This is a genomic window from Paramagnetospirillum sp., assembly GCF_058402745.1.
In genome coordinates, this window is the sequence record NZ_JBZVFI010000016.1 from 34,183 (window position 1) to 49,281 (window position 15,099).

Annotated in this window: 1 protein-coding gene (only partly in view); it reads right to left on the reverse strand. The window is 67.8% G+C overall.

Translation table 11 applies throughout. The features are described from left to right. Positions 1 to 15,099, reverse strand: the end of a protein-coding gene (locus tag ACV4UZ_RS13705) for a LamG-like jellyroll fold domain-containing protein (protein ID WP_491601366.1). The gene runs 21,054 nt beyond the window's last position; the window shows 15,099 of its 36,153 coding nt (coding positions 21,055-36,153); its start codon lies beyond the right edge, outside the window; the stop codon is at positions 1 to 3.

Sequence of the window (15,099 nt, forward strand, 5' to 3'; positions counted from 1 at the left end):
TCAGCCGACGTGGGTGTGGCTCTCCACGTAAACGTGGGTGTCGCCGTTGGAATACTGGGTATAGCTGTCCTGCTGGCCGTTGACGGTCAGTTGGGCGGTACCGCTGGCCTGCCATCCGCTGTCGCTCAGGCTGAGCCGGTCGGCGCCGATCACCACCAGGGCGTTGGCGGTGCCGGTGATGGCGTTGGTGCCGTTCAGCATGGATTGCAGATGGGCGAGGTCGAGGACGGCGCTGTTGTTGCTGGCCCCGCTCAGGTCGAGGACGTCGAAATTCTGCAGGGCGTTGGCCCACAGTGACGAGAGGTCGAACTGGTTGCCGTTGAAATTCTCCCACAGCAGGGTGTTGCCGCCACCGGCGCCGCCGTCCAGGAAGTCGAAGTTCATGTCCGAGACGCCGACCGTGTTGTAGCTGCCGCGGCCCACATAGACGTCGTCGCCACCGTTCAGATGGACGATCTGGTTGCCGCCGCTGCCGATGATGTAATCGGCCCCGGCGCTGCCGTTGTAATAGCCGCTGCTGCCCAGCAGCGTGGCGGAATGACCGGTGACCGTCAGGCTGGTGGAGGTCATCACCGGATCCCAGATCCAGCCGCTGCCGTTGCCGTCCACGTAATCGATGCCCTGGATCACGTCGAAGGCGCCCGACACGCTGCCGCTGCCCCAGCTCATCAGGGTCATGGCCGTCTGCGTGCCCGACATCAGCCCGTGGCTGTTGAGGTCCAGAACGCCGTCCAGGGTCAGCGAGCCGTAGATGGACAGCCGGTCGGCGCTGCCGTTCCAAAGATCGAAGAGCAGATGGGAATCGTCGGCCAGGGTCAGGTCGCCGGCCACCGTCATGGTGCCCGCCGCCCCCGCCGTGCCGGGGGTGAGGTAGCCGTGGTTGACGAAGTCGGCGTCCCAGACGTGCAGGGTGCCGCTGCCCTCGATCTTGCCGGTGTTGTCGAAGACGGCATGGCCGATGCCGCCCCCGTCGCCCACCGTCAGCGACGATGTGCCGCCCAGGGTCAGGGTGGCGTGGTTGTCGAAGGTTCCCGTGGTCAGGCTCAGGTCGTCGTTCACCTTGATCACGCCGTAATTGATCAGCTCCTCGGCCGACAGGCCATAGGTGAAGGTCGCCCCGGCGTCGGCCTGGATGGTGCCGTAATTGGTCAGGGTGTCGTGAACCGCCAGCGAAGCCGACCCGCCGCCGGTTCCCAGCAATTCGACCGTGCCGCGATTTTCGAAGGCGTGTTCGATGGAGGCCGTGGTGTCCAAGGCATTGCCCGACACCAGCAGCAAGGTCGCCGCCGCGTTCTGGAAGGCCACGCCGATATTGTTGCCGATGCCGGACAGCGCCATGGTGCCGCCGGCCAGGTTGAGGGTGCCGCTGCCGGTCAGCGTGCCGCCGTTCATGTTGGCACCCTTGGTCAGCATCAGCTTGGCGTCGAGGCGGTCGGTCATGCCGCTGCCGGCCAGGGTGGCGGAGCCGTAGGTGATCATGGTCCCGCCGCCGGTCAGGCCGCCGGAGGTGAAGTTGAAGCCGCCGAAATCCTTGAACACCATGGCGCTGTTGTTCAGCGCCAGGGTGCCGCCGGCGATGTCGAGGGTCGAAGTGGAATCGGCCCCGCCGGCCACGCTCAGACCCACGGTGCCGCCATACAGCCCAAGAGTCGAACCGGACAGCCGCAGGCCGCCCACCGTGTCGCTGCCGCCGACATGGTAGACCGTGCCGCCGCTGATGATGGCCAGGGCGCCGGAATCCGCCAGGGTGCCGCCCCAATTGGCGGCGTTGTCCCAGGCCTGGGTGGCCGAGCCCGTCCAGGTCCGCGTGTGGTCGTACTCCGCGACCCGGATGTTCCGGGTGGAAACCCGCCCGGCGGCGTCGGTCACCGTGTAGGTGAGGACGTCCAGCCCGGTCTGCCCCGAGGTGGCGGTATAGCTGTAGGCGCCGGTGGTCGTGTTCAGCGCGATGGTGCCATAGCTGCTGACCAGGGTCTCGGTGGCGCCCGACACGGTCGGGCTGCCGCTCAAGTGGTAGGTCAGGGCGGTTCCCTCGGCGTCGAAGGCCGCCAGGGTTCCCGTGACGGCACCGCCGCCGGCGATGGCCTGCAGGGCGCTGCCCGACGTCACCGCCGCGCCGCCGGTCAGGGCGACGCCGCCCGAGGTCCCGGCCGAGGCCAGATTGGGCACGGCCGTGGTGCCGTTCTCGAAATTCCACCATCCGGCCAGACCGGCTTCGCCGCCGGTGAGGTAGGTACTCATGGAACCGACGATCTCGGACTGGCTGCGGGCCGTGTTCCACACCCGCACGTCGCTGATGGCGCCCTGCAGGGCGTTGGTGGTGGTGACGTCGCTGCCGATGTAGAAATTGCCGGCGGGAACGGTCGCCACCGGCGCCCCCGTCCAGGTCCCGGCCAGGGCGCCGTCCACGTAGAGCTTCCAGGTGGTGGTACCCTCCAGGACCGCCGCCACGTGGTGCCACTTGCCGTGGCTGAGGGTGACATCGAATTCGTGATAGCCATTGTTGCCGACAATCAGCATCAGCTTGTCGGTCGCGTTGTTGATGAACAGCCCGTAGCCGTTGGTATCGGTATTGCCGTTGGCGATGATCGCCTGATCATTGGTGGCCGAGCCGGAATCCTCGCGGACCCAGGCTTCCAGGGTGACGTTGCTGACGGCGGTGCTGGCCACCGTTCCGGCGGTGATGTGGGCGCTGGAACTGCTCAGGGTGGCGAAGCCGCGCACCGGCATGATCACCGGTGCCATGTTGCCGGAACCCGACAGGCTGACCGCCATGGTCCCGGTGGAGGTCAGGGTCTGGCCGCCATAGGCGTCGGTGACGCTGAGCGATATGGTGTCGCCGCCGCTCCACAGGGGATCGGAATGGTAGACGGCGTTCTGCAGGGCCACGTTGATGCGGTCCAGCGTGCCGGTGACGGTGACCGTGTGGTCGCCGTTGACGGTATTGGTGGAGAAGGTGAGACCACCGGTCCGCACCAGCTCGATGCCGCCGTGATTGGCCGCCAGGGTGACGGACAGGGTCTCGCCGGCCAGGGCGCCCACCTCGTCGGAGACCTGCAGGCCCAGGGTGTGGCTGCCGTTCAGGGCCACGCTGAAATCGGCCAGGCCGGACAGGGCCGGCGCGTCGCGCACCGAGGTCACCCCGACGCCCACCGTACCGTAGGTCAGGTTGCCGCTGCCGTCGTCGATGGCCAGCACGAAGTAGTCCGAGCCGAAGTAATTGGCGTCCGGGGTGTAGGTGTAGCTTCCGGGCGTGGCCAGCCCGCTGCCGCTCAGGAAGTAGGTGCCGCCGGTGAGAGACAGGGTCCCCAGGGTCTGGGTGCCGTTCAGGGTCAGGGTGCCGTGCTGCGGCCCCTGGGCGATGCTGGCCCAGGTGGGCCTGGAGGTTGAGCCGCCGAAGGTGTCGTACAGGGTTCCCTGCAGCGCGGTGTCCTCGGCGGTGGTGACCACCTCGGCGTAGATGGGCGGCTTGCCGGCCACGTCGGCCAGGGCGGGGGCGAAGGCGCCGGTGCCCAGGGTCAGATTGTGGTTGAAGCCCGACGAATCCATCACCAGCGACGTGGTGGTGCCGGACAGGGTCTTGAGGGCGCTCATGTCCCATTCGGCGATCAGGTTGTCGGCGGAGGAGGCCTGATCCCGGATGGCGCTGCGCAGGACCTCGTACGGCGTGCGCACGTCACTGAACAGGCGCACCTGATCCATCAGGCCCACATAGCTGCCGGTTCCGGAAACCCCACCCAGTTCCAGGGTGCCGCTGCCGGTGAAGTCGTAACCGGCGGTGACCCGGCCGACCTCGAAGCCGTTGCGGTAAAGGATCAGCTGGTTGCCGTCCTTGTCGTAGGTGCCGGCCCAGTGGACCCAGGCGCCCACATCGCCCCCGGCGTTGTAGGTCACGCCGCCGCTGTTGCCGTCCAGCGAGAAGCGGATGTTGTTGCTGGAATCGAAGCCGACGAAAATCTGGCCGCCATTGCCGCCGGTCCCCATGGCCAGGGCCACCTGCGCGGTGGGCGAACCGCCCTGGGCGTCCTTGTTGGTCCAGAATTCCCAGCTGAACGACTGGTTCATCAGACTGATGCCCGACGCCTGGGCATAATCGTCGCCCGCGAACTGCAGCGCCTTGCCCGCCGCGCTGGCGCCAACCAAGTCCACCGGGCTGCCGGTGCGGATGGTCAGCGTCTTGACGGTGTGGTTGCCGTCGCTGCCCACCGCGTCCACCTTGAAGGTGTCCACGCCGTGCCAGCCGGCATTGGGGGTATAGGTGAAGCTGCCGTCGGAATTGAGCGCCAGGGTGCCGTGGGCCGGCGTGCCGCCGGATGCCACCGCCCAGGTGACGTCGCCATTTGTGCTGGTCGGCGCGATGGCCTCCAGCGTGCCGTGATAGGGCGAGCCATAGGCGGCCAGCACCACGTCGTCGTAGAGCGGCGCGTCGGTCCGCACGAAGGTCAGGGCGCCGGTGACCGTGCCGTCGTTGAGGCTGGCGGTGGTGGCGTCCTGCACCACGCCGCCGCTGGCGGTATCCAGGCGCCAATAGCCGGCCAGGCTGGATTCCGCCCCGGTCTGCTCGTTGTTCATGGCGGCGGTGACCTGGGGCGGAGACAGAATGCCGTTCCAGATGCGGGCCTCGGCCATGTCGCCGATGAATTGCGCCGTTGGGCCGTCATAGCGCGTGGCAAGCTGAACGGCGCCGGAGACATTGTAGTCGCCGATGGTTCCCGTCCCGTCGGCGACGCCATCCACGTAGATGGTATAGGCCGCGGCGGTGCCGCTGATGTTGGTCAGGGTGACGGCGACGTGATGCCAAAGTCCATCGGCCACCACGCTGTTGCCCGCGACCGATCCGGCATCCCCGGCGGCAGCCAGATGAATCTTTCCGTCCACGCTGGAGTAGATCCAGAAGCCCTGTCCGTCCACGTTCGAGCCGGCGGTGAAGATCATCTGCGCCTGCGAGACGTCGGTGGTGCGAATCCACGCCTCGTAGGTGAACGGCCCGGCGCCCTGGCCGACCGAGGAGCCGAGATTGATGCGGGTGCTGCCGGCGAAATGGGCCGCCATCTCGGGCACCACGGCCAGGACCGGCGGATTGCTCGACGGCAGGATCATATCATGGCCGTTGCCCGACAGGTCCTGGGCGCCGCCCAGACCGTTCCAGTAGCCGATCAGGCCGGATTCGTCGCCGTCCAGCACCTGGTTGTAATTGGTTGCCATGTCGTAGGCGGAACGGGCGTAGCTCCACACCCGCACGTCGCTGACGGCCCCCTCGAAGCCGTTGGTGGCACTGCCGGAGGCCATGGCCTGGCCGACCATCAGGTCGGCGTTGTTGGACAGGTTGTTGAAGGCCATGGAATAGGACGTCACGGCCTCGCCGTCCAGGAACAGGGTGAAGGTGTCGCCCGAACGGGTCACCGCCACGTGGCTCCAGCTGTTCGCGGTCACGGTCTGGGTGGTCTGCAGCAGATAGCCGGTGCCGGAAAGGTAGAGCCCTCCGTCATGGGCGGTATCGTTGGCCATGAACGCCAGATGGCCGTCCATCAGGATCAGCCGCATCTGGGAAATATAGCTGCCCTGGTTGTACTGCTTGGACAGGATCACCGCCTCGCCGGTCAGGGCCGCCGCGGTCGGATCGATCCACGCCTCCAGGGTAAAATCACCCCAGCCCAGGCCGGACAGATCGCCAGTGCTATCCACCAGCGCGTGGTTGGTGCCGTCCAGGATCAGCTGGCCCATGTGCTGGCGGGCGCCGAGAATCTCGGTGGGGTCCTCGATCCGCACCGCCACCACCTGACTGGTGGACACGCCACCGGCGGTGGCCACCAGGGTGAAGCTGTCCAGCCCCTCGTAGGTGCTGTTGGGCGTGAAGACGAAACTGCCGTCAGAGCTGATGGTGACTGTGCCGTTGGTGGGCTGGGTCCCCACGGAATAGGTGATGGACGCGCCGGTGGCGTCATGGGCCACCAGGGCCCCGTGATACTGGCCGCCGCGCGGCACGTTGATGCCGTCGTCGTAGACCTGCAGGGTGGCGGCGCTCTGCACCACGTTGGTGACGCCGGTGGGCAGGATCAGGTCGTTGCCGTTGCCCGAGGCGTCGGCGAGGCCGGTCCCCAGCCAGGAGGCCAGCAGGCCCTCGTCCATGGCGTCGTTGCCGGGCATCTCCTGGAAGATGTCCTCGGCGCTGCGCTCGACGTTCCACAGGCGGATATCGGCGATCTGCCCCTTGAAGGCGGTGGCGGTATCCAGGCTGATGCCGCTCAGGTTGCTGCGGCCGCCGACGGTGAGATCGTAATTGTTGGCGACGTCGGATTGCAGCGCCGAGACGCTCTTCACCGGCAGGCCGTCGATGTAAAGGGTGTACTGGTCGCCGCCGCGGGTGACCGCGATATGGCTCCACTGGCCGGCGGTGGTGGTGCCGGCCTGCAGGACATCGACGCCGTTGAGCCGCAGCGTGGGAACGCCGTTGTGCAGGTAAAGCGCCAGTCCCGGCTCGGTCGAGCCCGCCCCTTCCTTGGCCAGGATGACGAAATCGCCGGTCCCGGTCGCGGCATCGCGGTTCACCCAGGCTTCCATGGTGAAGTCGCCGGCGCCGGGGTCGAGCGCGTCGCCCGCCGACAGGTACCTGGCGCCGTCGAAGGTGAAGGCCTGGGTCTGGCGGTCGCTGTCGACCACGTCCACATGCGCGCTGGTGATCCAGCTCGCCCCGGCGGCATAGGTGCCGTTGTGCAGACCGGTCAGGTCGTAGGCGGTGGTGCCCGTCCCCTCGTCCAGCTTCCAGTAGCCGAGCAGGTTATGCTCGTGCCCACTGAGATCGGCGTTCATGTTGGACTGGATCTCGGAGGCGCCGCGCGCCTCGTTCCACACCCGGACCTCGCCGATGTCGCCGGTGAAGGCCTGAGCGCCGGCCAGATTCTTGCCGATGGACCCGGTGCCGCCGGCGATGGCCAGCGCGCCGGCGCCGTAGGTGGCGCTCGTGTTGACCGCTTCCGGCGCCCCGTCCACGTAGAGCGTGGTGGTGGTGCCCGACACGGTGGCCGCCACGTGGTGCCACAACCCGTCATTGACGATGCTGGTGGACGGAGTCCAGGTCCCGCCCTGGACCAGCAATCCGACCAGGCCATCCTTGACGTAGAGCGACGCCGCGCCGTTGTTGGTGCCGCTGGTGCCGATCTCCAGGATGGTCTCGGCCACGCCCGCCGAATTGAAGGTGGTGCGGAACCACGCCTCGTAGGTGATGGGCGACGAGCCGGTATTCAGCCCGGTCAGGCCCACGCTGTCGCTGCCGTCGAAATGGGCGGCCCTGAGGGGCGGCACGGCCACGTGGCCACTGCTGCCCAGGTTCAGGTAGGCGTTGGAATCAACGTCGTTGCCGGTGCCGCTGCCGTGGTCGCTGTCGAAGTCCCACTGGCCGATCAGGCCGGGGGTGAGCGGGGAATCCAGCGTGCTGCCGGCCTCGATCCGGGCGGCCGAGAGGGTTGTGTTCCAGATCTTGAGGTTGTCGAACATGCCCTTGCTGAACACGGTCCCGCCGGTCAGCTCGCCACCGACCACCATGGAGGACAGCGAGGTCAGGGCCGATGTCCCGCCCGTGGTATCGACGGCCATGCCCGCGAAATCGCCATCGACATAAAGCCGCGCCACGCCGGAATCATAGTTGATGGCCACGTGATGCCAGGACGAGGCGGTGATGCTCGCGCCGCCGATGGGGGCCGCGCCGTTGCCGCTGGCATCCTGATCCACGTAAAGACCCAGATGGCCGGAAGCATCGACCGTGGCCTTCAGCACCGCCATGGCGCCAGAGCCCAGGCTGAACAGCGTCTGGGTTCCGGCGGCGCTCAGATTGACGTCGAATTCGATGCTCATCTGCTGCTCGGCGAAGACCTCGCCGGGCAGATGAATGCTGGCCGCCTTGCCGGTGCCTTCGGCGAACAGGACACCGGTGCGATCGGCGGCGCCCTCCACGGTCACGGGATTGGCGACGTCCACCGAATAGGTCTTGGTGACCGTGGCGGTGCCATCGGTCAGCCGCAGCGTGAAGGTGTCGGCTCCCACATAGCCCGCGTCGGGGGTGTAGGTGAAGCCGTGCCCGTCCTCCAGGCTGAGGGTGCCGTGCAGCGGCGAGCCGCTCGGCTGAACGCTCAGGGTCAGGCTGCCGCCGTCCTGGTCGTAGGTCAGCACGCTGCCTTGGACGGCCTGACCGGCCAGGGTGGTGAGATGGTCGCCGCCGGTGGGCGAATCCGTGGGCGGCCCGTCGGTGGCGGTGACGGAGCCGATCGCCGTGGGGACCGGACCGGTCAGGTTGACGATCTGGTCGTCCTGCATGGTCCAGGCGCCAAGCAGGTTGGTCTGGGTACCGGGCAGGGCCGGTCCCATGTCGGACTGGATTTCGGCCTGGGTGCGGAGCGCACTCCAGATTTTCACCCCGGCGATGTCGCCGTTGAAGTTCTGGGCGGAGGTGCCCGGCGCCGCCGAATTGCCCAGATAGACCGGACCGGTCAGGTTGTAGGCATTGATGGTGGCGGTACCGTCCAGTTGCCCATCGACGTAATAGGTAACCACTCCATTGCTGGCGACGACGCCGGCCACATGGTGCCACTGGCCATCGGCCACGGTCGCGGTGCCAAGCGTGATGGCGCCGTTCTGGGATTGCCCGACGCCGAGCTTGCCGTTGGACGCCACGTAGAGGGACATCCCGGTATTCACGCCATCCTGGCCGACGAAGACGATGGTCTGGTTGGTGGCGGAGCTGGTCTTGATCCAGGATTCGAAGGTGAGCGGACCGCTGCCCTGGGCGATGGAATTGCCGATGGTGATGGCAGCCGACGCCGAACCATCGAAATGCATGGCCTGGCTGTCGACGATGTTCGGCACGCTGGCACTGCCCACCGGAACCAGGTCCGGCCCGGCGGCGTTGACGGCGGGAACCAGCCCGGAGCCGCCCACATGGTCGAAGGTCCACGCCCCCAGCAGGCCGGTTTCGGACCCGCCGGGCTGCTGGCTCTGGCCGGTCACCACCTGGGCGCCGGTACGGGCCGTTTCCCAGACCCGGACGTCGTCGATCAGGCCCCTGAACGCCGTCGCCGTTTCCACCGGAACCTGGGCGGCACCGTGCATGCCGCCGACCATCAGGTCGGTGGCCGCCGGCTGGGCGGTGGGCGTCGCCACCACCACGGTGTCGACCACCTGATCATCGGCGTAAAGCCGGTAGACGCCACCATCGCGGACCACGGCCACGTGGTGCCACTGGCCGTCGCTCAGGGCCGTACTGCCCTGCAGCGTCCAGGTGGTGCCGTTCCAGGTGTCCGGCGACAGGAAGGTCAGCTTGCCGTCCACCAGGGCCAGGGCGAAGGTGCCGGAGGTCCCGGCGGTGGAATTGCCCTGGCCGAGGATGATCCGGGTGCCGGTGGTGGTGTCGCGGGTGCTGATCCAGGCTTCCAGGGTGAAGTTGCCGGTGTCTTCCTTGAGCAGCGATCCGGCGGCATAGCTGCTGGTGCCGTCCAGATAGGCGGCATCGTTGGCCGCCGACAGGCCGCGCAGCATGGGGGCGTGGTTGCCGGGGCTCTGCACCACCAGCTTGGCCACCGCCGGAATCGAGGTCAGCGAACCGTCGCGCACCGTGTACCTGATGGTGTCGGTGCCGTAGAAGCCGTAATCGGGGGTGTAGACGAATTGCCCCGTGGCGGGATCGAGCGTCAGCACGCCGTGGCTGGGCTGGCCGCTGATGGAGCCGCTGAGGATGGAATAGGTCAGCGCCTGGCCGTCGGGATCGGACCCGGTCAGGGTGCCGGTCAGGGCGCCGTCGTTGCTCACCGTGAAGGTGGGGGCGCCGCGCTCGGCATAGGTATAGGCGAGGCTGCCGCCGCCCGTGGCCGGCAGCGCGTTGACGCTGTGGTCCATGGGATTCTGGCTGCCGCTGTCGAAGCGCCAGTAGCCCGACAGGCCCGCCTCGTAGCCGTGCAGGGTGGCGTTCATGTTGGCGGCGATCTCGGCCTGGGTGCGCACCCCATGCCACACCCGCACCTCGTCGATCTCGCCGTTATAGGCATAGCCCAGATTGCCCACGGGCTTGCCGATGCCAAGATTGCCGTTGTCGCTGACCGGCAGCGGGGCGGCGGCCATGGTGGCGGTGCCGTAGGCGGCACCGTCCAGGTACAGGGTCACCACCCCGGCGCTGTCGAAGCTGGCCGCCACGTGGTGCCAGGTGCCGGTGAAGGTGGTGCCGCCGGTAACGGTCAGGGCCACCCCGCCCACCACCGGAACCAGGGTATAGGTTCCGGCCGTGACACCTTCCTTGATGTACAGGCCGTATTCGACGCCGCCGCCGGTGACGCCGCGCGCCACCACCGCATGCATCCGGTCGGCCACCTCGGCCGCTTGCGGCCTGACCCAGGCTTCCAGGGTCACCGCGTCGGCGAAGGCCAGCTTGCCGCCGTCGTTGACGGTCAGCGCGCCGGCATCGCTGCCGGTCATGGACAGGGCATAGCCCACCCCCGCTCCCGCCACCGGCGCCTGGTTGATGGGCTGCACGGTGATGGAGACGGTCTGCGGCGCCAGGGTGTTCTGGCCGTCGCTCAGGCGCACCTGGAACGAATCCGACATGTGGGCCGAGGCGTCGTTGTAATAGTTGAGGCCCAGGGTGCCGCCGGCATTGAGGTCGGCGGCGTTGATGGCGTCGCCCACCGCCAGCACGCGGCCGTTGCTCACCAGCACGCCGTGATCGGGCAGGTCGGTGATGATGTAGCTGAGCTGGGCGGCCGGGCCGCCATCGGCATCGGTGGCGTTCAGCCCCATGCCGCCGCTCATGATGCTGGCGACGGCGCCCCGGGCGGCGAAGACGCCGGTGCCCAGGGTCAGGACCGGATCGGCATTGGTGGCGTTCACCGTGAACGACACCGAACTGGCCGTGGCCATGGTGCCGCCGATGCCGTCGCTGATGGTGAAGTTGAACGACGAAGTGCCGGTGGTGCCCGCCGCCACGTACTTGATCAGGTCGGCGTTGACGTCGGCCTGGGTGAAGGTGCCGCCGGCCGCCAGGGACACGCCGTTCTTCAGCAGGGTGCCCGAGCCGGGGACGGAGCCCAGGGTGTAGACCAGATTGGAATCGCCCACCTGGATGCCGTTGCTCGGACGCAGATAGGCCTCGTTGAGGGTGAAGGTCCCCGACTGGCCCATGATCAGCGAAGGCGGCGCCAGGGTGATGGTGTGGCCGTCATAGCCCACATTGGCGGTGAAGGTCTGGGCGACGGTGTTGCCGTGCCCGTCGCTGGCGTTGACGACGAAGGTGTCGCTGCCGGCATAGCCGGCATCGGCCTGGTAATTGAACGTGCCGGCGGTCACCGTCAGGGTGCCGTGGGCGGTCTTGGTGCCGCCCGACAGGGCGAAGGTCAGCACGTCGCCGTCGGAATCGGTCGCCAGCAGGCTGCCGCCGACGGTCCCGCCGTTGGCCACCGAGAACGAGGTCACGGTGGAACCGGCGACCAGCGCACCCTGCCACACCGGGGCATCCTCCACCGGGGTGATGGTGAGGTTGGCCGTCCCGGTGTCGGCGCTGAACGCCGAGGTGCCGCCGGTGAGGGTGATGTTCGCCTTGGTGCCGTGGACGGAGCCGTCGCTCTGGTCCCAGGCCCGCCAGGAGAAGGTCACGCCGCCGCCATAGGCATTGGCGTTGGGCGTGAAGCGCACCTTGTCGGTGGACGCCAGCAGCAGGGCCTCCGCCCCCGACACCGTGCCGAAGGCCGCCCAGTTGGTGCCGCCGTCGATGCTGTATTCCCAAAGGCCGCTGACCGTGCTCGCGCTGGTGATGGCGATGCCCTTGGGCAGCCCGGTGCCATCGGGATCGGTCACCTTGGCCAGAAGCTCGGAGACCAGATGAACCGACGGGGCGGCATCCTCGGCCATGGTCCAGGTGCTGACCGTCGGGCCGCCGAACTCGATGGTGCGGAACAGCGCATCGGCGTGGCCGTTGCTGTTGGCATCGCCCGGATAGACCAGGGCCACCTTGCCATCGGCCATCTGCACCATGCCGACCGGCTCGCCCCAATTGATGCTGGACGGCGGAGTGATCACCACGGTGTCGCCGATCTGGGCGTCGTTGGCGGCGAAATGCTGCACGATGACCTTGGTTTCCGCCGGGCTGCTCACATAGGCCCGCCAGGCGACCACGAAGGAACCGTCGGCCAGCCCCAGCACGGTCGGGAAACCGACATTGGACGGCGCCGGGGAGATGGCCGCGGTCGGGGTGATCTCGGCCCCACCGGTCACGTTGCCGCTGCCGTCCACCGTGAAGTGGCGGAAATGGGGCGACGCGTCGGCATAGGCCACCACGAAGCTGCCGTCGGCCAGCGCGGTGGCCTGAGGCTCGACCTGATCCCCGACGACATTGGAATTGACGCGGAACTCGCCGCCCAGGGGGGTGAGCGAGCCGCCGCTCAGCGAGAAGATCTGGCCGTCGATATCCTGGGCGTTGCCCCCCGTCGAGTTGGAGGTGGCCCACAGCACGGCGATCTTGTTGTTGCCGAGATCGATGACGGAATTGGTCGGATAATTGACCAGCGCGGCATTGGTGTTGACCTGGGAGACGCTCGCCACCCCGGTGCCGGCGTCGCTGTAGACCTTGAGCGAGACGCTGCCGGTGGGGGTGCCGTTGGAATCCAGATTCCGCCACGACACCGCGAAGCCGCCGCCCGAAAGCGCCGTCACCGAGGGATGGTGATGGTTGGTGTTGCTGGCCGCCGCCGAGATGGTGATGCGGCTGCCCTCCAGAACTCCGGACGAACTGAAGATGAAGGCGTCCACCTGCAACTCGTTGTCCGCCACCACCACGAAGCGCCCGCCGGACAGCGGCGCCACCGTGGCCCGCACCCAGGAATTGGCCGAGGGCGCCATGGCGCCGGTCAGCTGGATGTTCGTGCCCTGTGGCGTGCCGGTCTGGTCGATCAGGCGGAATCCGGCCATGGAGCCGCCCCACGACGCCACCATGGACCCGTCGCTGAGACGGGCGAGATGGTCGGAATAGGCCCAGTTGACCGAGTTGAGCTGCACCGCCGTTCCCACGGTATTGGTCAGCGGCGCCAATTGCGGCGCGTCGTTGGCGCCGGTCACCGTGATGGTCGAGGAGACCGCGCTGCTGGACGCGGTGCCATCGCTGACCGTCAGGCTGAGATTGCGCAGGCCGCTGCCGAGGGTGTCGCTGCCGTTGGAATAGGTTACCGAGCGGATGGCGTCCTGATAATTGGCCAGGCTGGCCGAGCCCGACAGCACCATGGTGCCGTTGGCGAAAGCGCCGGTGATGCCGTACAGATTGGCGAAGGACAGGGTGTCGCCCGCCGCCGCGCCGCTGATGGCGATGGTGGCGCTGCTCAGCGAGGCGCTGTCGATATCGGTGATGGTGACCGAGCCGAACGGGCTGACGCCCACGGCTCCCTCGGTGTAGGAGATGGAGCCGCCCGGCTGCGCCGCCGACGGCGCGTCGTTCACCGCCCCGATGATGAGATTGGCCGTGGCCTGGGTGCTGGAATAGGCGCTGAGCGTTCCGCCATAGGCGTTGGTGCTTTGCATTCCGCCGCTGACGGCGCCGTTGGTGCCGTCCCAGGCCTTGAACGAGAAGGTGGCGTTGCCGCTGAAATCGGCGTTGGGCACGAAGCGCACCTTGGCGGCCCCGTCGAGATGGCGCGCCGAATCCGCCGTCAGGCTGCCGCCCATGGCCGCCCAGGTCCCGCCGCCGTCCAGGCTGTACTGCCAGGTGCCGTTGGCGCTGAAGGCATCGGTGACGGCGATGCCGTGGCTGGAGGCCATATGGGTGTCGGTCACCTGACCGGCGAGCAGGGCGGACACCAGCATGCCGGGATTGCTCACCGGGTCCTCGCCGATGGCCGTCACGTTGACGCTCGGCCCATTGAGAACCGGCTGGTCGTTGAACGACAGGGTGATGGTCTGCTGGGTGACGCCGCCGAAGCCGTTGTCGGCCTTGACGACGAAGGTGTCGCTGGCCGCGCCGAAATTGCTGCGCGTGTACTGCCAGACGCCGGTGGTGGAATTGATGGTCACCGAACCGTTGGCGGGCGCCAGGGTGCCGGTGGCGATGCTCAGGCTGACCGGCAGGGGCGAATCCACCAGCACGTGGCCGCTCACCGTGTTGGACAGCGCCCACGCCCCGTCGTCGATCCACTGGGCCTGGGCCGGGCCGGTCAGGCCGCCGCCGTCGAAGACGCCGACATAATTGTGGCCCGAGGAATCCGCGATGGTGACGCCGCTGCCGGCATTCATGCGCCAATAGGCGGCCAGGGCGGTCCAATCGGGATCGGTATTGGTCACCACATCGTTCATGGAGGCGGAGATCTCGGCGTCCGTCCTTGCGGTGTTCCACAGGCGGAAATCGGCGATCTCGCCGTGGAAGCCCTCGCTGCCGCCAATGCCGGCATTGCCCACATAGGTGCGGTCCGAGCCGGCATTGATCGCGCCGACCGAGGCGGTGGAGCTGGGCACGGTATGGGAGGTGCCGTCCAGGTTGATGCTGAACACGCCGTTGGTGCGCACCAATGCCACGTGCTGCCACTGCCCGGCGATCAGCTGGGCGGTGGAGGGAGCCGACACCACCACGCCGCCGGCCATGAAGCCGAGCGCGCCGCTGGGGCTGGCGTATAGGCCGTAGCCGCGGCTCGAGCCGTCACCGGTATAGGCGATGAACTGGCCGGCGCCGTGGTTGGTGCCGTCCCACTTGACCCACGCCTCCATGGTGACGTTGTCGGTCTGGGTGCTGATATTGGCCAGCGAGGACAGATAGTTGTAGCCGTTGAAGGCCACCGCGTGATGCTCGGCGCTCAGGGTGGGATTGGCGCCGCCGTAGACGCCGGTGACCCCCGTGATGTCGGTCTGGGCGGGAGGAGTGGTGACGCCCGCCAGCTTGATCAGGGTGCCGTCCAGGGTGCCGCCCTTCACCGCCAGCCAGCCGTCGGTGCCATCGGTCATGAAACCGACCATGGTGCCGCCGCCCAGGCTGTTCAACAGCGCGGTGGTAGCCGAAGTCGTGCCCTGCCAGGGCATGGTCTGCACATAGGTCAGCGCGCCGCCGGCCGACAGATCGATCTTGTCGGCCCCCGAGACGAAGTCGGT